At 53.6% G+C, this 17,882-nt stretch carries 13 protein-coding genes; 2 read left to right on the top strand and 11 right to left on the bottom strand.

Annotation, left to right across the window (positions count from 1 at the left end):
* Positions 1-110: 110 nt before the first annotated feature.
* Entirely contained in the window at positions 111-1,133 is a 1,023-nt protein-coding gene (gene mgrA / locus HKD28_RS13510; protein WP_194268763.1) for an L-glyceraldehyde 3-phosphate reductase, read from the bottom strand.
* Between the two features lie 36 nt (positions 1,134-1,169).
* A complete protein-coding gene (locus HKD28_RS13505) occupies positions 1,170-2,258 on the bottom strand; it encodes an LLM class flavin-dependent oxidoreductase (RefSeq protein WP_194268762.1) in 1,089 nt (362 codons plus the stop codon).
* 104 nt (positions 2,259-2,362) lie between these two features.
* On the opposite strand from HKD28_RS13505, the gene HKD28_RS13500 reads away from it, so the two are divergent.
* Positions 2,363-3,451 (top strand): Gfo/Idh/MocA family protein, encoded by a 1,089-nt coding sequence (locus HKD28_RS13500; RefSeq protein WP_194268761.1) that lies wholly within the window; start codon positions 2,363-2,365, stop codon positions 3,449-3,451.
* Here the strand turns inward: HKD28_RS13500 and HKD28_RS13495 are convergent.
* The 8 genes from HKD28_RS13495 to HKD28_RS13460 all read right to left on the bottom strand — a co-directional run bounded on the left by HKD28_RS13495 (position 3,426) and on the right by HKD28_RS13460 (position 16,116).
* Positions 3,426-4,643: an MFS transporter gene (locus HKD28_RS13495; RefSeq protein WP_235993481.1), complete on the bottom strand. Its 1,218-nt coding sequence runs from the start codon at positions 4,641-4,643 to the stop codon at positions 3,426-3,428. The two genes, HKD28_RS13500 and HKD28_RS13495, sit on opposite strands and share 26 nt — an antisense overlap.
* A gap of 82 nt (positions 4,644-4,725) precedes the next feature.
* A complete protein-coding gene (locus HKD28_RS13490; protein WP_194268759.1) occupies positions 4,726-6,990 on the bottom strand; it encodes a TonB-dependent receptor in 2,265 nt (754 codons plus the stop codon).
* Between the two features lie 621 nt (positions 6,991-7,611).
* Positions 7,612-8,292 (bottom strand): phosphoribosyltransferase, encoded by a 681-nt coding sequence (locus HKD28_RS13485; RefSeq protein ID WP_194268758.1) that lies wholly within the window; start codon positions 8,290-8,292, stop codon positions 7,612-7,614.
* Positions 8,289-9,551, bottom strand: a complete 1,263-nt coding sequence (locus tag HKD28_RS13480; RefSeq protein WP_194268757.1) for an amidohydrolase — start codon at positions 9,549-9,551, stop codon at positions 8,289-8,291. Before HKD28_RS13480 ends, HKD28_RS13485 begins: the two co-directional genes overlap by 4 nt.
* The gene (locus HKD28_RS13475) at positions 9,551-11,326 is read right to left on the bottom strand and encodes an adenine deaminase (protein ID WP_194268756.1); all 1,776 of its coding nucleotides are present in this window, start codon (positions 11,324-11,326) and stop codon (positions 9,551-9,553) included. Before HKD28_RS13475 ends, HKD28_RS13480 begins: the two co-directional genes overlap by 1 nt.
* Positions 11,319-12,395: a nucleoside hydrolase gene (locus HKD28_RS13470; RefSeq protein WP_194268755.1), complete on the bottom strand. Its 1,077-nt coding sequence runs from the start codon at positions 12,393-12,395 to the stop codon at positions 11,319-11,321. The genes HKD28_RS13475 and HKD28_RS13470 overlap by 8 nt, the downstream gene beginning before the upstream one ends.
* 12 nt (positions 12,396-12,407) lie before the next feature.
* Positions 12,408-13,760, bottom strand: a complete 1,353-nt coding sequence (locus HKD28_RS13465) for an NCS2 family permease (protein ID WP_194268754.1) — start codon at positions 13,758-13,760, stop codon at positions 12,408-12,410.
* A 4-nt stretch (positions 13,761-13,764) separates the two neighbouring features.
* Positions 13,765-16,116 carry a TonB-dependent receptor gene (locus HKD28_RS13460; protein ID WP_194268753.1) on the bottom strand — a complete coding sequence of 784 codons (2,352 nt, stop codon included), beginning with the start codon at positions 16,114-16,116 and terminating at the stop codon, positions 13,765-13,767.
* A 176-nt stretch (positions 16,117-16,292) separates the two neighbouring features.
* On the opposite strand from HKD28_RS13460, the gene HKD28_RS13455 reads away from it, so the two are divergent.
* A complete protein-coding gene (locus HKD28_RS13455; protein WP_194268752.1) occupies positions 16,293-17,057 on the top strand; it encodes a GntR family transcriptional regulator in 765 nt (254 codons plus the stop codon).
* Positions 17,058-17,226: 169 nt separating this feature from the next.
* Here HKD28_RS13455 and HKD28_RS13450 read toward each other — a convergent pair whose 3' ends face one another.
* A complete protein-coding gene (locus HKD28_RS13450) occupies positions 17,227-17,853 on the bottom strand; it encodes a TetR/AcrR family transcriptional regulator (protein ID WP_194268751.1) in 627 nt (208 codons plus the stop codon).
* Between the last annotated feature and the right edge of the window lie 29 nt (positions 17,854-17,882).

The raw sequence follows: 17,882 nt of genomic DNA, 5'->3' as shown, positions 1-17,882 counted from the left end.
TAATATATCGGTAGATTATAGAAATTGAGATCTGATTGTATTTCTTGATGAGCTATAATTTGGTTCGTCGGGATGATCCGACGAACCTGTTTGAGATGGTGAGTATCTCTTTATTCGGAGAGGTTGCGCCAGAGGTCGATATGTCCTTCGCGGGCATACTGGTCGATCAACTTCAGTTCATCCGTGTTGAAAGACTGATTTTTCAGGGCATCCAGTGAGTCGTCAAGCTGCTGAACGTTGCGTGCGCCAATAAGGGCGGAGGTGACCCGGGGATCGCGCAGGATCCAGGCAATAGCCATCTGTGCGAGGGACTGTCCGCGTTTTTGTGCAATGTCATTCAGGGCCCGGACATGTGCGATATTGTCCTCTGAGAGCATCGCCTGGACAAATGAGTCTCCGATGGCGGCGCGCGAGTTTTCCGGAACGCCATTGAGATATTTGTTGGTCAGAAGCCCCTGAGCCAGCGGAGAAAAAGCGATACATCCAACGCCAAGGTTTTCGAGCGTATCGAGCAGTTCCACCTCGACCCAGCGATTGAGCATCGAATAGGACGGCTGATGGATGAGGAGCGGTACGCCTTCAGCCTTCAGGATGGCAGCGGCCTGTTTTGTTCGCTCTGGGCCATAGGACGAAATACCGACATAGAGTGCTTTGCCCTGGCGGTGCATCTGCACCAGAGCGCTCATTGTCTCTTCAAGTGGGACATCCGGCGTTGGGCGATGCGAGTAAAAAATATCGACGTAATCGAGCCCCATTCTCTGGAGGCTTTGGTCGAGAGAGGCGAGAAGGTATTTGCGGGACCCGCCGTTACCATAAGGGCCGGGCCACATATCCCATCCAGCTTTTGAAGAAATAATCATCTCGTCGCGGTGGGCCGCAAAATCCTTTTTGAGGATCGTGCCGAAATTCTCTTCGGCAGAGCCGTAGGGCGGTCCATAGTTATTGGCCAGATCGAAGTGCGTTACGCCACGATCAAAGGCGCGCCTGATGACTGCACGACCTGTCTCGAATACGTCAGTGCCTCCGAAATTGTGCCACAAACCAAGAGAAATGGGCGGCAGGTCAAGGCCGGAGCGGCCACAGCGACGAAAGGTCGCTGTTTCATAACGGGAGGGGTTTGGTGTCCAGGTCATGCGGCTTTCCTTTTTGTACGTATCGTGATGCTGGCTTCAGTCAAACCGGGAGAGTGAAGCATGGTTCAGATGTGGCAAGACGTGTCGGGCGAACAGGTCGCATTCGCTTTGATGAGGGTAGCCTGACAGAATGAAGGCTTCCATCCCGAGTTCCTGATACACGCGCAGCTTGGCCAGAATCTGGTCGGGAGTGCCGACCAGGGCAGCACCACAGCCAGACCTTGCCCGGCCAATGCCGGTCCACAGAATGTCTTCGACATAACCCTCGCTATCGGCGCGATCCCTGAGTTCACCTTGCCGCAGCACTCCGGCAGTCGCAGCATCAAGTGAACGGTTGCGAATGCTGGCACCGGTGGAGGCGTCCAATTTGGAAAGCAGTCGGGAGGCGGCGGCGCGAGCTTCTATTTCGGTATCCCGAACGATGACATGCACGCGATAGCCGAATTTCAGGGTGCGGCCGTGTCGGGCAGCACGGGCCCGCATGTCAGTGACGACATCCCGAACGCCTTCGAGGGTATCGGGCCACATCAGATAGACATCGGCCGCTGCCGCTGCCGTTTCACGGGCGGCTTCGGAAAGACCGCCAAAATAAAACAGAGGAGACTTGCCACCGTAACCCTGCAAGCGAGGCGGGGCGATGGACAGCTTGTAAAACTCTCCCTGAGTTTCGACAGGCTGACCGTTCAGGAGGGCTCGCAGGATATGCATATATTCGAGGGTACGCCTGTAGCGCGGGGCACTTTCCAGCGTTTCACCCGGAAGATCTGACGAGATGATATTGATGTCGAGCCGACCTTCGGTCATCTGGTCGAGCGTGGCAATCTGCCTTGCTTGCTGAGGAGCCCAGACCTCGCCGCAACGAATGGCTGTCAGCAGTTTCAGGCGACGCAGCAGAGGAGCCATCCCACCGGCAAAAGCGATTGTATCCAGTCCCAGACTGTATCCTGAAGGCAGAAGGATACGGTCAAAGCCTCCTTTTTCCGCACCCAGAACGATATTTCTGCAATGCTCCCAAGACGACTGGAGTGCCTTGTCCGGGACACCGAGAAATTCGTAGTCATCATCACACAGCGCAGAGAACCAACTGACTTCACAGGATGGAGTTGAGGCGGAGGGAACTGGCATCTGAAGACCTAATCACTAAATAATAATGTTTAATACTTATTTACCACTTTGATGAATTGATGTATAGCGCGCTTCACGATATTAACAACAACACGTGGCGGACAATGCGTTTCATTCTCGTTGGTACCGGCCTTATGGCTCAGGAACATATCCGTAATCTGGCGCTTGTGCCCGGAACACGCGTCGTTGCACTTGTCGATCCCGAACTCTCTTCCATCGTATGGGCAAAAGAGAGTCTGAGAACCAGTTTCGGTGAGGATGCCCCAGAGATCCCGGCTTATGCCGACGTCTCGTCCGCACTTGCGGTGACTGAGGCTGATGCGGTGATTGTTGCGTCGCCGAATTACACGCATCACGATGTGCTTTTGCCGCTGCTCGATACGGATCTTCATATTCTTTGCGAAAAACCGCTTTGCACAACGGTGGCGGATGCCGCAGATATTGTTGCGCGGACAGACGGTCGGAAGGGTATTTTCTGGGTCGGGATGGAATACCGGTTTATGCCCCCTGTCTCACGCTTTATTGCTGATGTGCACGAGGGCAGGATCGGTGTTTTGAAGCGGCTGGCTCTCCATGAGCATCGCTTTCCGTTTCTGGCCAAGGTTGGAGACTGGAATCGCTTCAACCGCAATACGGGCGGTACGATGGTCGAAAAATGCTGTCACTTTTTCGATCTCATGACCTGTATCGTACGGGCCAATCCTGTCAGCGTTTTCTGTTCGGGAGCGGCAGACGTCAATCATCTTGATGAGCGTTATGACGGTCAGACGCCTGATATCATCGATAACAGTTATACCATTGTCGATTTCGACAACGGCGTACGCGCCATGCTGGATCTGTGCATGTTCGCAGAAGGGGCGGAAGAACAGGAGCAGCTTGTGGCGATTGGGGATCGCGCAAAGCTTGAGGTGGGTATCCCGTCCGGGATCAAGGTTTTCTCCCCCCGCGTTCCTGTAGGTGAGCCCAAAGCCGTTGTGCGGGAGACGATCGAAGTCTGCGATGACGTGCTTGCTGCCGGACATCATCATGGGGCGACTTACTTCCAGCTACTGGCGTTTCTGGATGCTGGCGCTGGGCGCGCACCTGTTCAGGTAACGGCCGCAGACGGTCTTCTGGCCGTAAAAATCGGGACGGCAGCCGAGATCAGTGCCCGCGAAAAACGGATGGTCAGACTGTCGGAACTGGACGGTTAAGGTCGGGATCGGCAGTTTGGGAAAGAAGTTTCCTAACTGGCGCGAAAAGCGCCAGTGCGAGCCACCCCAGAATATAGGCGACAGCACAGTAAGCGAAAACAGGCTTCATTGACTGACCTGGAGCCGCAAACTGCCCCAGAAGGTGCAGCATGAGCGCGCCGCCGATATTTCCCGCAAAAGCGCCCACACCCGTTGCACGCCCAGTCATTCGCGTAGGAACCCACTCGGTAATGAACCCGAACAGATTGGTAGCAAAGGCCTGATGAGCAGCCAGAGTCAGCCCGCAGACTGCAATGCCAAGAGTCAGGCTGGACGTTGTGAGCAGAAGAGGGAGCGGCAGGGCGCACAAGGCGGCGAAAGCCATAATGGCGCGTCGTGCTGTTTCATGTCTGTACCCGGCCCGCGTCAGGAGAAAAGGCGCGTACCCTCCCAGGATGGAGCCAATCCCTGCCATGCCATACGCTACGGCGAGAGGAAAACCCATGGAAGAGGGCTCAAGTGCAAAGCGCCGATGGAGCAGGTCGGGTAGCCAGAATAGTAGGAACCACCAGACCGGGTCTGTAAGAAATTTTCCCAATGCAAAACCTGTGACACAGCGCCATGCGGGAAAGGCGCTGGGCTCCGCATGACCTGTTGCCGAGGTCTGTGTTTCGCTGTCGTTCATGCGGGCGAAACGGAACCAGAGCAATGCGCAAAGCAGTCCTGAAGCCCCAACCGCGATAATTGTGCCGCGCCATCCCAGTACGGGGAATAGAAGAGCCACAATCAGAGGTGTGCTCATTGCGGCCAGATTTGGGGCTGCATTGAGCAGGCCGATCATGCGCCCCTGAGCATCACGAGGGAATGTCGTTCTAATGGCCTTCATGCTGGCGGGTGTGCCCACACCCTCAAACAGTCCCAGAGCGACCCGGACGGCCAAAAAGCCGCTGACACTCCGCACCGCAGCATGCAGGATGGTTGCAAGGCTCCATCCTGTCAGGCCAAAACCCAACGTCTTTTTTATTCCCAGACGATCAACAACCCACCCGCTGACCAGCAGACTGACAGCGATGGTCGCTTGTGACCATGAGGAAATTGACGCGTAGTCTGCAGCAGTCCAGCCGAAAATACGGTCCAGTTCAGGCTTGAGCAAAGCGAGAATCTGTCGGTCTGCGTAGGCGATGATACCAATCAGAAACAGCAGAGAGGGCATTAGGACGGACAGTCTTTCTGTTGTGTCCGGTTGTGCTGTTTCTGATTCCTGTGATGGACTGAAGAGCCGTCTGATCATTGGCTCAGAAGTCCTTGTGCAGGGTAAAGCCACCATAACGGCCGTAATCGCGCGGAAGCCAGTTTACGACACCTCCCAAACTCCCATAGCCCATATAAGAGGCGTAATGTGTATTGATGGCGTTACGCATGATGAGCGTAAGACGCAACCGATGCTTCCTGTCCTCGATCGTCGTGCTCATGTTCCAAATTCCATAAGCTTTCTGGATGGTGTCGGGCGTTTCCGTCAGCGAATACTGGGTACGGCTTTGCCATGTGTAATCGCTGTCGAGAGAGAGCGTGAAACGATCATTCAGTGGTCGCGTGTAGTCTGCATTCAGGACAAGTTTCCAGCGCGGTGCAAAAGGTAGCGGCTGGCCGTTTACATTGCAGGAGAGAGGCGCACCAGCAGGGCAATTGAAATGATCGACCGTGGCATAGGTATAGGCAAAATTGCCTCCAACGGTCAGATAGCGGAAGGGGCGTGCGGTAATGTCCCCCTCTACGCCTTTGCTGGAAACTGTTCCTGCATTGATAAGGCGCGTAACGGTCGCACCCGCAACGGTATCCAGAAAATTGGCCTGATAGTTTGAAAAATCTTCAATGAAAGCTGCGAAATTCGCTGTAATCCTACGATGCAGGAACTGTGATTTCAGGCCAATTTCAAAGCTGTTATTTTGTTCTGGCCGTAGAGATTTTGCATCGGTGTTCTGCATATTGAAGAACACGTTATAAGCTGGTCCCTTATAGCCATGGGAGTAAGTGAAATAGGTATGGATATCGTGGCTGATGTCGTATTGCAGGCCGATCCGGTCTACATATCCGTTGTGAGCTGTTGAGCCATTGGAAGAATAGTCTGGACGGATGCCCGTTACCGCCGCGGCGGATGTCGATGTGCGGTTGAAGCGGTAATTCAGATCGTCTCTCAAAAGTCGAAGCCCCAGAATGGCCCTAAAATTCTTTGTGAAGTTCAGATTGCCTTCTGCAAAGACCGCGTAATTGTTTCCGGTGGTTCCGAAATTTGCATGTCCGGAAGTGGATGTTCCTCCATAAGGCTGTAAAGATCGATCATATGTCTCTGAATCAGAGGTATGAAGATAATACAGACCACCGACGTAATCGAAAAAATGGCCTTTCGGGGAGGCAATACGCACCTCTTGTGACGCCTGCCAGAAGTCCAGCCACCCATGATCAGCGAGTTGCGGCAGGGAAGGGTACGGCTGAGACAGTTGATCGTAATCTTGATCCTGTGTGTTCTGCCAGCGCCGGTAGGCGGAAATGGAAGTCAGAGTATAAGCGCCAAACTTCCGATCAAGCGTGATTGAAGCTCCCCCATTGTGATCAATGGATTTGCTGAGGGTATTGTTGCTGACGCGTGTATTGTTCGATGAAGGACTAATGCCTTCGGCACTTAGAGCCTGCGCCAGAGCGGCATTGTTCGTCACTGTTCCTGTAGGGTAGGCAACATGTGAGGTCGATGAAAAGACTCCATTGGGAACGGCATCGTTGGAATACATATAATCCAGTCCAAGGGTAACCCGTGTCTGGTCGTCTGGCGTCCATGCCAGTTTCGTTCTCACCCCTCGATGCTGATATCCATTAACGGTTTCGCTGTTGTACACATTACGAACATTCCCAGTATAGCCGCCTACCAGAAAAGATCCATTGGCAGTTAGCTTTGAGGGAATAAGTGTGCCCGAGGCTCCAGCACTCAGACGATATTCGTCGCCCGAAAAATAGGACGCATCAGCATGGGCATGAAAGGCTTCTGTGGGCGCTGCAGTGACGATATTCACCGCGCCTGCCGAAGCATTTTTACCAAACAAAGTGCCTTGGGGCCCCCTTAATACTTCAATATGCTCAAGATCGAGAAGATCCGCAGTGGCCTGACCCGAGCGGGCCAAGACAACGCCGTCCAGAACGGTGGAGACAGAGGGTTCTACGCCTGGAGAGGTGGAAATGGTGCCTATTCCACGCACAAAAACTGTTCTATCTTTTGAGGAAGCGCTTGTTCGGAAATTGGCTGACGGGATGAACTGGAAAATGCCCTGAAGATCATGAACATTGTTCCGTGCAGCATCTTTTGCAGTGAAAACAGACGTGGCAACCGGGACTTTCTGCAGAGGCTCGCTCCGACGACGGACAGTGACAGTAATTTGTTCTTCACCACCTGAAAGCGTTGTTGAAGGACCTGTATTTTGTGGTTTTTCCTGCTTTTTCTTTATCCGAGAAGATGCAAATTCTGACGCATCTGCCTGACCCGTGGTTAATCCCATGCCCGCGATAACCATCAGGGGAACGATGCATTTCGCATATGGAATTTGCCGTAGAGTGAGGAGAGGCAAAGAACGATGTGAGTATTTCACTATTCTATCTCGGATTTAAGATTTTATATCTTTATCCAACTATCATAGCGAGAGATAAAAAAATACACGCGAACGTAATGTTTTATAAAAAATAACATTATATAATGGTTATTAACGTCTTTTGGCAATATCCCACTATGGATTGATATTTTTATAGAACTTGAAAGGATTGTTACGGGACGTTCCGGTATAGGCACGCATGTCGTGCGAGTGACAGTCCAGATTACGTTGACAAAAGACCTGACCCAAAGCCTTACGGCGGCAAAGGTGATGAAACTTCTCGGGACAAGGCGGTCTCGTCGGAACGGATCGCAAAATGTGGCTGTGGTCGGTAAAGCCGCCAGTCTGTTTTCTATGGACCACCGCAGCTTTTGCGTGATGGAATGACCGGCAGGATTTCGTGCATCAGCAGATATTGGAGGAAACGATTATTTGTTATCGCTCTGGTCGGCCAGCATGGCGTTGGGGTTCTATAGCGGCAGAGTCATTAGGGCACCTCACAGGTCCTGTTCAGCCCAACGTCCGCGCTTAGACGGCAGAAGCGTATCAATCAGAGCTCCCTGTTTGAGGAGGGCATTTCTGTTCAATCCAGCCCTCTGTCGTGTGCTCAAAAAGGGGGGAGGAGAAGCAGCTTAGAACAGGAAAAGAAAAGCGGTTCTTCCAACGATCACTTTGCGTCATGACACAAAGGCCTCCGATTGGTGAGACGCCTGCTGCCGCAAGAATATTGACACCGGCAGCCAATGATTGCCCCGTACTGACTACGTCATCAACGATGATGATTTTCTTGGCTGCGTGGAGCAACGGAAGCAAGTTGGGGTCAAGGTAGAGGTTTTTAGCATTGTCTGGACTGGTAATGGACGAAAGGGGCGCAGAAAGCGTGTCTTCATACCAGAATTTTCGCGATGTGCTCAGTGGCACATATCGTGGCAGTCCACACCCACGGGCGACAGCCGCAGCCAGCCCTAGACCCAAAGTCGGCATACCGACAACCAGATCCGGCTTCAGTGATTGGGCCAGATTGACCAATTCTTCACACAACACATCCATCACTTCAAAGGATGTCTGATTGACCAGAAGGGATGAGACCGCCTGCTTTCCATTCGGTAGAGTACGCAGAGGGAGGTCAAGATTCCGATTTCCTGCACGAACCCTGTAACGATCGGTATAGGGGCTGCTCAATGCAACATCCGGTGCGAAAACCTGCCAGAAAGGAAGAGTGCTCATGCTGGCAGTTCCACAAATTTTGAAAGAACCGATACGGCTCTGTGCAATACAGTCTCGTCAAAATCAAACAGACTGGCATGATGAGGGGCGGTAATATCTGCCCCAAACAGGCAATAACCAGCTTTGCCCCCGCGCTCCTGCACGCGCTGCATCATGAAGGTTGCGTCATCACCGCCACCTATCGGCCAGCTCTGAATAACGGCGGCACTTTCTGTGCCAAGAATCGCATCTCTCAAACGCTCCATAATCTCCGGGTCGGACTGAGCGCTGATGGCTGTTCCGTAAATGTCGATTTTGACTTCAATGCCCTGAGTCAGAGCCGCGCCTTGCAGGGTGCGCGTTGCGCCGTCTGTCAGGCGACTGAGGCCTTCGCGGGTTGAAGCACGCAGTTCAAGTTCGAGATAGGCCTGATCTGCAATGACGTTTCGGGCACGGCCCGCTTGTAACAAACCCACGTTGATCCTCGTGTCAGACTGTCCATCGCGAGGTAGCGCATAAAGACCAGGAACGGCGATAGCCGCAGCGAGCAGGGCGTTCCGGCCTTCTTCAGGGCACATTGCTGCGTGAGCCGCTTTGCCTGTGAAGGTGACATTCCACTTTTCCGCCCAAAGAAAGCCATCAGCCGTCAGGGCAATCTGCCCGCTTGGAAGCTGACAGCCAAGATGACTGGCCAGAAAACGGTCGACATCATCCAGAAGTCCACTCGAAACGATCGGCTGGGCTCCGCGCCCTCCTTCTTCCGCAGGCTGGAAAATAAACCGGAGTGTTCCCTTCCATTCTGCTTCTGGACGCGACAGTTTTTCTGCGACAGCCAGCCCTATAGCCGTATGACCATCATGGCCGCACGCATGCATCCGCCCTTCGTGTCGAGACCTGAAATTGCCCAGAGCCGGAGAATGATGTGATGATGAACTTTCGTGGACGGGGAGGGCGTCCATATCAAAGCGAAGAGCAACAACCGGGCCTTCACCACGCCGAATTTCTCCGCAAACAGCCGTCTGGCCACCGGGCATTCTTTTTAGCCAAAAAGGGTCTGCTCCATTTGCGAGGGCATCCTCTTGGGCAGCCTGAATGTCTTCTTCTGTAGGCAATCCACGAACATCGTTCATGGACATGATCTCCGGCCCAACCCTGACAGAATAACCCAATTCTGTCAGGCGTTGAGCGACAAGTGATGCCGTTCGGTATTCAAGAAAGGCTGTTTCGGGAAAGCTGTGGAGATCGCGACGCATGGCCGTTACGTCGTGGGGAAACGTCATCAGGCAGTCTCCATGACCATGTTGGTGATGATTTCACCTGTCATACCATCCGTAATCCCCAGATCTGTGACGTGTGGCCCGGGATTGCAGGCGAGAGAGGCGCCCGTCACCAGCTTGATCATGGCGGTCGGACCGTCCCATGTTGTCGCCGCTGCTGCGGCATTCCGAACGGCTGTAAACTGATGACTGACAACCTCCAGATTTTCCGGAGAAAGCAGCCCGCACACAGGAAGTGGAACATGGGCGATAATTTTGCCGTTCCGTGCGACTGCCATGCCCCCATCACTCGCAATGAGAGTGTTGGCTACAAGCGCCATATCTTCCGGATTTTGACCGAAAATCGCAAGATTATGGCTATCATGAAGGATCGTTGTGCCGATTGTGGCTGACCAGTCTCCCCATCCCTCAAGAATGCCGAGCCCAGGTGGCCCGTTTTTCCCATAGCGGTTGAAAACAGCCATGAGCGCAGCGTCAGGTGGCAGAACGAGATGGCCCGCTTCAACGCTCATTTCCCGTTCTCCCCACTGAGTGGTGCGGGGTGTACGGACAGTTCGAACACGGACTTTCGTGGCATCGGCCACCGCAATCTGAAAATCTTCAGGGGTGACAGGCGCGTGGTTTATGGTTTTGAGCGGAAGTCCTGGCAGCTCAGTCGGGAGGCCGATCAGAAGCGTTCCGTGTGACGCAGCATGGATGCCGGATGTGAAAACCTCCAGAGGCGTAAAATCTGAAAGGTTGTTGAAAACTACCAGATCCGCCCGGCGGCCAGCTGCAACAAGGCCAAGATCTCGCCGTTCAAGACGCATCGCTGCATTCAACGTTGCGCAACGCAGGGCATCCAGAGGCTGCATTCCCAAAGAAACGAGGCATCTGAGATGATGAATCATTCCTCCACGGCGCAACAGATCATCTGGAAAAACATCATCCGTACAGAGCGTGACGGTTTGTGGAACGCAGCCCAATTCTTCAAAGGCGGCAATCGCTTCAGGCAGGATATTTTCATGGGAAACTCGCAACTCCAGGGTCATACCGGATCGGAGTTTTTCCAGAATATCAGCTTTAGACGTCAGTTCATGGTCTGACTCTATGCCAGCAGCCATAAACGCCTGAAGGTCTCTGCCTTTGAGGTTTCGTGCATGGCCACATACCAGTTTTCCGCTTGTAAGGCCGGCGTTGACAATACTCTTCATGCGAGGTGAGCCCGTGATGACGCCTCGCATATCCATCACTTCAGCAACACCGATCACTTCAGGCCAGGATAGCATATCTGCCATGGCCGTTTCGTCAAAGACGGCACCAGAGCGTTCCAGCCCCGGTGCGGACGGTACACAGGACGGGGCTTCGACCAGAATGCGGAGAGGAAGGCCTTTGGTGGCTTCAATGGCCCATTTCACGCCATCCAGACCGCTGGCATTTCCGATTTCGTGTGGGTCCCAGCACACGGTCGTCGTTCCTTGCGGTACTACGGTTTTTGCGTAGATCCGGGGGGTAATCATGGAACTCTCAATATGCATATGAGAGTCAATAAGTCCTGGTGCGATCACTGCACCTGCGAGATCGAAAATCTTGAGGGCATCCTGACGCTGACCCGTTGGGTGTGTGCTGGCAATCAGCGGCCCAATCAACCCGACATCAGCGTTACGCAGTTCTCCCGTCGCAACATCAGCAATCTTTCCATTCACAAGCAGAATATCGAACGGCGCCCGCCCGGTTGCTGCATCCACGGCGCGTGTGCGCAGTTCAGGCGAGGTCAGAGAAGAGCTGACATCAATCATGCGTACTGATCCGATTGGCTGCGTCTACAAACGTCTGGATGAAACGAGGCGTATCGACTGCTGTGACAATTCGGACGGGGCGCTCGCCAATGTGAGGGCGGGTGCTATCAGGCCATACATGAGCGTATCCGTAATTCGGACCATGCGTCAGATCGACTGTCATGTATGCCGTTACGCTATGTGTCATCAAAGTCGGATCCAAGGCGATAGCCGCGGCCAGTTCATCCCACATGGGTTGTGGGCGGAAATAGCGCTTCAGATAATCTGAAACAGGCCCAGGATGGAGGGTGGCCTGGTCGCGGATTTCAGGTGTCATGCGAATGGGATTGGCGACTGCCCCAATCGAAATCACCTCTGGAAATGGCGCTTCCAACGCAATGGCTGCGGCTTCCGGATCAAACATGAAGTTGAAATCGGTATAATAATCCGCACTATCCGTCACTTGGGAAAGGTTGCCATCAACGATGGCCCCCATGAAAACGAGCCTGCGACAGAGTGAGGCGAATTCTGGATCCAGCTTGATGGCAAGAGCGACGTTCGTCATGGGGCCGGCTGCGAGAAGAGTGACCTCATGAGGATGTTCATGAACCTGGCGGATAAGAAACAATGCTGCCTTCTCCGGAGAGACAGGGCGGCTTGGCATTCCTTCTTTAAGTGTTTTGATCTGAGGCTGAAGATCAGGAGCATCTCCACGCCATGCGCCCTTCCATGGCATCTTACCATTGGATTTTTCCCAGGCTAGAAGACGTGGGCGTGAGTTGACCAATGGCTGCGTTGCACCTGGCACGACAGGCAATTTCGCCGGCGCAGAGGCTATTTCCAGAAAGCGTGACAGGTGGGCAACCGCTTCGTTTTCCCAGCCATCTCCAACCACGACTGTAAAGCCAAGGAGGGTTGCTTTGTCTGGTTGCCCCAGCAAGGGAATGACGGATTGGATGTTCGTTCCGCCCGGACCCGCGAAATCGTTGTCGATGATGACATAATTGCGTGTCGGCGTTGTCTGGGCCTGAGCGAAAGTCAGAGAAGAAAAGCCGAGCAGAAGAACTGAAAGGCGAAGTCTGAAAAACATGGAAAAATCCCCTCAGCCGTGATGGCCATGCATCTGGGCTGAAACAGCAAAAAACATAATAAAAATCACGCATAGACCCCACACGACTGGCGATACTGCTCGGCCACGGCCTGTTGCGAGAGCCATGGTTGCGTATGAGAATGTTCCGATGGCCATGCCGTTGATGAGATTGCCGGTCAGAAGAGCGATAATGAATGTCAGGGCGGCAGGAGCACTTTCCTTGAGGTCGGACAGATCCAGATGGCGGACTCCCTGAAACATCATCATTCCCACCATGAGGAGAGAAGGCGCTGTTGCCTGAGGTGGAATGATCATGAACAAAGGCCACAGGAAAAGTGCTGTAACGAACCCTCCCGCTATGACCAGAGCCGTCAGGCCGGTTCGACCGCCGGCATGAACGCCCGTGATGGATTCAGAATAGACCGTTACAATCGAGGTTCCTAATACTGGAGCCAGAATACTTCCGGCAGCATCTGTTATGAAAGCTTCTCGGGCTCTAGGAATGCGACCACTTTCCGACACCATTCCTGTCGCGGTTACAACGCCCAGCAGGTTTGCGAGCGTGCCGAACAGTTCAGTGCAGAGGAAAAAGAACAACATCGGCAGGACGTAGAAGATGTGATGCACGAGATAGAGTGGTTCGAGCTGGAAAGCCGTCTCATGGGGCATGCGGGGAAGCGCAAAGATATGTGTGGGCCAGGGCGTGATGCTTCCACCTTTGCCGTCGGGAAGAAAAAGCCCGACAAAGGTTAGAGCAATAATAGAAATGATCAGGGCACCTGGGACCCGTCTGGCGACAAGAACTGGTGTGAGAATAAAACCAGCCAGCGTCATGAGCACTTTGGGATTGGTAATGGGCCCCATGGACACAAAGGTAGAGGGACTGGGGACAACAAAGCCGGAATTGCGCATTCCGATGAACATGATGACCAGACCGACCGCAACCTGAATACCGATCCGGAGTGTATCAGGGATCTCCTGGGCAATGCGCTCGCGAATGCGTGTCAGGCTCATGACCATGAAAATCAGCCCTGTCAGGCAGACCAATGCAAGAGCTGCCTGCCAGGGAACGCCCATCTGTTTGACCAGAATGATCGCAAAGACCACATTCGATCCCATGGCCGGAGCGACGCCAAGGGGAAGGTTTGCCAGAAGCCCCATCAGAGTCGTGCTGAAAATTGCAATCAGGCATGTGGCGCTCAGGACGCTTGCGCGGTCCATGCCGGCTTCCGCCATGATCATGGGATTGACTGCAACGCAGTAGACCATTGCGGCGAAGGTTGTCAGGCCAGCAATAACCTCACGGCCAGCGGTTGTTCCGCTGGCCGTGAGGTTGAAAAAACGATCAAGACGGGCGTAAAACATCCGATCAAAGGTCAATTTTGGCTGTGACAAGAGCCGCGAAACTTCCGGCAACATAGTATGTCGGCGACCCTTGGGACGCGATGGTGCTGCCATAGATCCCTCGTGCTGCGCGTGAGGACGCTGCGACACCAGCCACACCGGAGAGATACTTGTTATCGCCGACATTCATAAGATTCAGCCTGATTTCGGGATGTGTGTGGAAGATCTTCGGTGCACGATAACCGAAGTTCATATCCGCGTTGACATATCCTGGCATGGCCTGGTCATTCATGAAAGTTGAGAACTGCCGTCCGACATACTTGACGGAAAAGCCTGCAAAATATGTTCCATCATCATAGTCGAGCCCGACGGACGCTTGCACATTCGGGCTGCGCACAGCAGTTTTACCAGCTGTTGGAAGATAGTCTGCCCCAACCTTGTAGTTGTTATCGATTGTTGCGTGCAGATATTCTGCCGAGATGTAGGGGCGCAAATGATGCCACGGACGCAGACCAATCTCGATGTCTACGCCGCGCGACGTCTGGCCGCCAGCATTGATGTTCTGGGTAATCTGCGCGTTGTTGATCGTAACCTGTGTAGAAACCTGACGGTTCGTGAAGTTATAGTTGAAGAATGTGATGGAGCCGTCCAGGATGTCGCCCTGATAGCGGTAACCAAGTTCTTCAGAGATCGAATACTCAGTTTTCTGGGCAGTATTGGCCTGCGTCGCCACCTTTCCGGTTGATGCGCTGTAGGTGTTGTAGAGCGCATTCAGCGTTGGTGTGCGGAAATTGGTCGCAACGTCTGCAAAGATCTGGCTATGACTGTCAATACGATAACGTGCACCCAGATTAGGCGTCGCAACGGCCGCATTCATGGTGGTGCGGTATTGTGCGCCAGGCAGGTAGTTGTACCCGATGCGGGTTACCATAGACTCCTTGATTCCTGCTTCCACTCGCAAACGATTATGCAGTGCGTTGAATGTGTCACCGAAGAACAGAGTATTGACGCGTGTGATGGTCAGGTTGTCATAACTTGCAAGGCGTGTGCCATCAGCCAGTTTTACGTTTCCCAGATATCCCCACACATTTGCCGGTCCGCCATTTTCTCCAATCGCGCTGTACGGATTGACCATGCGCTGCCTGGACCAGTCGAACCAGTATCCAAATACCAGCGTATGCTTGCCAATAGTATAATGAACTTTTGAGACAAGACCGGGGCGATAAACGTAAGGTGTACCAAACGGCGTATACATCATCACCTTATCGGTGGTCGTGCCATTACCGTTCAGGTCGATGCTGTATTTTTGTGTCCCGGAATAGATGGCGTTCTCAGACAGAAGGGACGCCGAGGCGATCGTGCCAGAATTCCAGTAAAAATACGGCGTGAAATCAAACCCGAGTTTGTCATTGACGACGATATTCTGCGGCGCGCTCAGGATCAGAACGCGATAAGGGCTTTGGTGCAGTTTCCAGTATTTGGTGTCTGTCGGCGAAAAATCTCTGCTATAATTCGCGCCTCGACCATATTCCTGCCAGGCAGACAGGGAGGGGTTCAGGTAAGCCACCTTCATGGAATCATCAAAGGTCAGTGCAACGGTGCTTCGGCTTCCGTTCATCCAGTCTTTGACCATTTTGGCGTCAATATGCTGCTTGTGATCGTCTCCAGCACCACGGAAATGCGGCTCTTCCAGATGTGACCATGCGACGAAAGCCCGCATTCCGGTGTTACCGATATCGCCGCTCTGAAGACGAACATATTCGCGATGTGTGTTGTAAGACCCGAAAGACCCTGCAATCGTGGCGCCCATTTTGTGAGACGGATCAAGCAGGTTCATCGACACAATTCCGCCTGATGCTCCAATGACGGGAGAGTCCAGATTAGCGGACCCCTGCTGCATCGTCACTTCACGCAGGTTCTCGGAATCCACCCATTCGGTTGGAAAAGCCATGTAGGAACCGATATCGTTCAGAGGCGCACCCTCAACGGTGAAGCCGATCTGATCGCTGTTCATGCCACGGATCGTCATGTTGCCGCTCACCATCCCGAAGGGGTCAGCACTGGCGACATTGGCGCCGGGAAGATTGCCGAGCAGCTTGAAGACGTTAGGTGTCGGTGCCTGTTTGGCGATATAGGCCTGAGTAATCTCGCTGCGTGATTTCGTGCCATTCTGGGGAGCCATGCGACCGCCTGCCACGGATTCCGCGGACACCCGGATGACTTCTGGCCGGGAAGGGGAGGGCTTCACGCTTTTGCCGGTGGCGGAAGAGTGGCGCTTCTCCCCGACGTGCTTTGTATCCGCAACAGGAGCAGCGTAGGCTGCCATACAGAACATGTTGCCGATAACGGCGGTACTCAGGAAGGTTGAAGCACGCATGGAAGAAGCTCTCAAACACTGCGGAGACGCCAGAAAGGCCCGAATCTCTCCCGACGCTGGCACAAAACAGTGACTGAATCGGCAAAGACGTATTAGGTTGTTATAGGACGTCTTGGTACCGGGTTTTGGTGTGCTCTTCAATCCAAAAGTGAAACGTTTTCTGGAATTTTTTCTTTATGCCTAACGCCATGTTCTCGTCAGCGCTCGATACGAATGGCCCGACGCCGCTTTACCTTCAGGTTGGGCATCATATTTCCGGGTTGATTGGCAAGGACAGCCGTTTCATGGAGCGGCTCCCATCCGAGGCTGAACTGTGCCTGATGTATGGTGTTAGTCGCATTACCATCCGTCAGGCGTTGTCCTATCTCGCTGAAAGGGATGTCGTCGTCCGGCAGCATGGACGTGGGACATTCGTAGGGGCCCTGCATCGGCCAGGGCGGCAGAAAACGATTCATTCGTTTTTTGAAATTCTGGCCGGAAAAGGTTTGAGCCCAGAAATGGCGTTGCTGGATTACCAGATGCGTCGTCCTCCTGAAGAAGTCGCTCTGGCTTTATCATCAGATGACGAGACATTGTTCATTCGTCGTGGTTATCGGTCCGAAGAAGGACCTTTGGGAGTGACAGAAGTTTTTTATCCCGCCCGGCTTGCCCCTCTTGTGTCACCTGACCTTGCTGCTTCCCTGACATCAACAGCGATCCTTCGGGATATTTTCAAGTTTCAGGTTGCCCATGCAGATATTTCCATCGGCCTGTCCAAGGCTTCGGCTGATGTCGCTCAGTGGCTCAGTGTTTCCGAGCAGTCTGCTTTGATGCGTATCAAGCGCGTAACGACGTGCCTCGGAGAAGGTGTCTGTGAGTACAGCCGGCTGCTGGTGACGGAGGGTAGCGCAGATTTTCGTATTGGCGCCGATGGTGAGATGTTGACCGACGGAGTGCTGTGACCTTTCTTTTCCGGGAGAGGGGTGGCGTCCGGATAGTCGCAACTTCAAAGACTTTTGACGCGGATATTCCTGTCATCCGACCGGTTTTCGGATACTCAGACCCGAACGGATCGGGCCGCTTTTCATGGCAAGGATGCAGAGCCTGCCTGACCAGCGTGAATGCCGGCAGTCAACGTATTTCTGTTTCGGATGAGACGGCATTGGCGTCCCACAACATTAGGAGAGAGGTGATTGCTGCATCCAGATCTCCTGATGTTGCTCCATCCCGGGCTTCGCATGTCATGCCGTGGAAAAATGTCGCGAGAATATTGGGCAGGGCCTCAGTTACGGGGCAATCCCGAAGATCGCCGTTGGCAACGGCGCGCTTTACGCACGCCCGGAGGCCAGCCCGCGTCTGCTGCCGCTGTTCACTAAGAAGAGCCTGAACAGACTGGTTCTCGGGCGAACAATTACTGGCACCTGAAACGATCAGGCATCCGCAAGGATGTGTCCGAGCCGCCTGCATGTCCGCTGAACAGCGTAACGTTCGCTCAATCGCATCGCGTGGTGACAGACTCTCGTCCCATAAGGGCGCCATGACCTGTCCGTAGGTCGCCAGATAATGCTGCACGACTTCGTGGAAGAGGGCTTCCTTTGAGCCGAACGCAGCGTAGAAGCTTGCTGGCGAAATGTTGCCCATGCAGGTCTTGAGCTGCGTCAGGGACGTTGGCTCATATCCTTGTGCCCAGAAAAGTGTGGTGGCCGCATCAATTGCCTTGTCCCTGTCAAACTCACGAGGACGCCCGGTCCGCGCCATGCTGCCACTCCTTCTGAAAGACTTTTATA

Origin of the sequence: Gluconobacter cadivus (assembly GCF_015244745.1) — a bacterium.
Taxonomy (GTDB): domain Bacteria; phylum Pseudomonadota; class Alphaproteobacteria; order Acetobacterales; family Acetobacteraceae; genus Gluconobacter; species Gluconobacter cadivus.
This window is presented reverse-complemented; position numbering and strand designations above follow the sequence as displayed.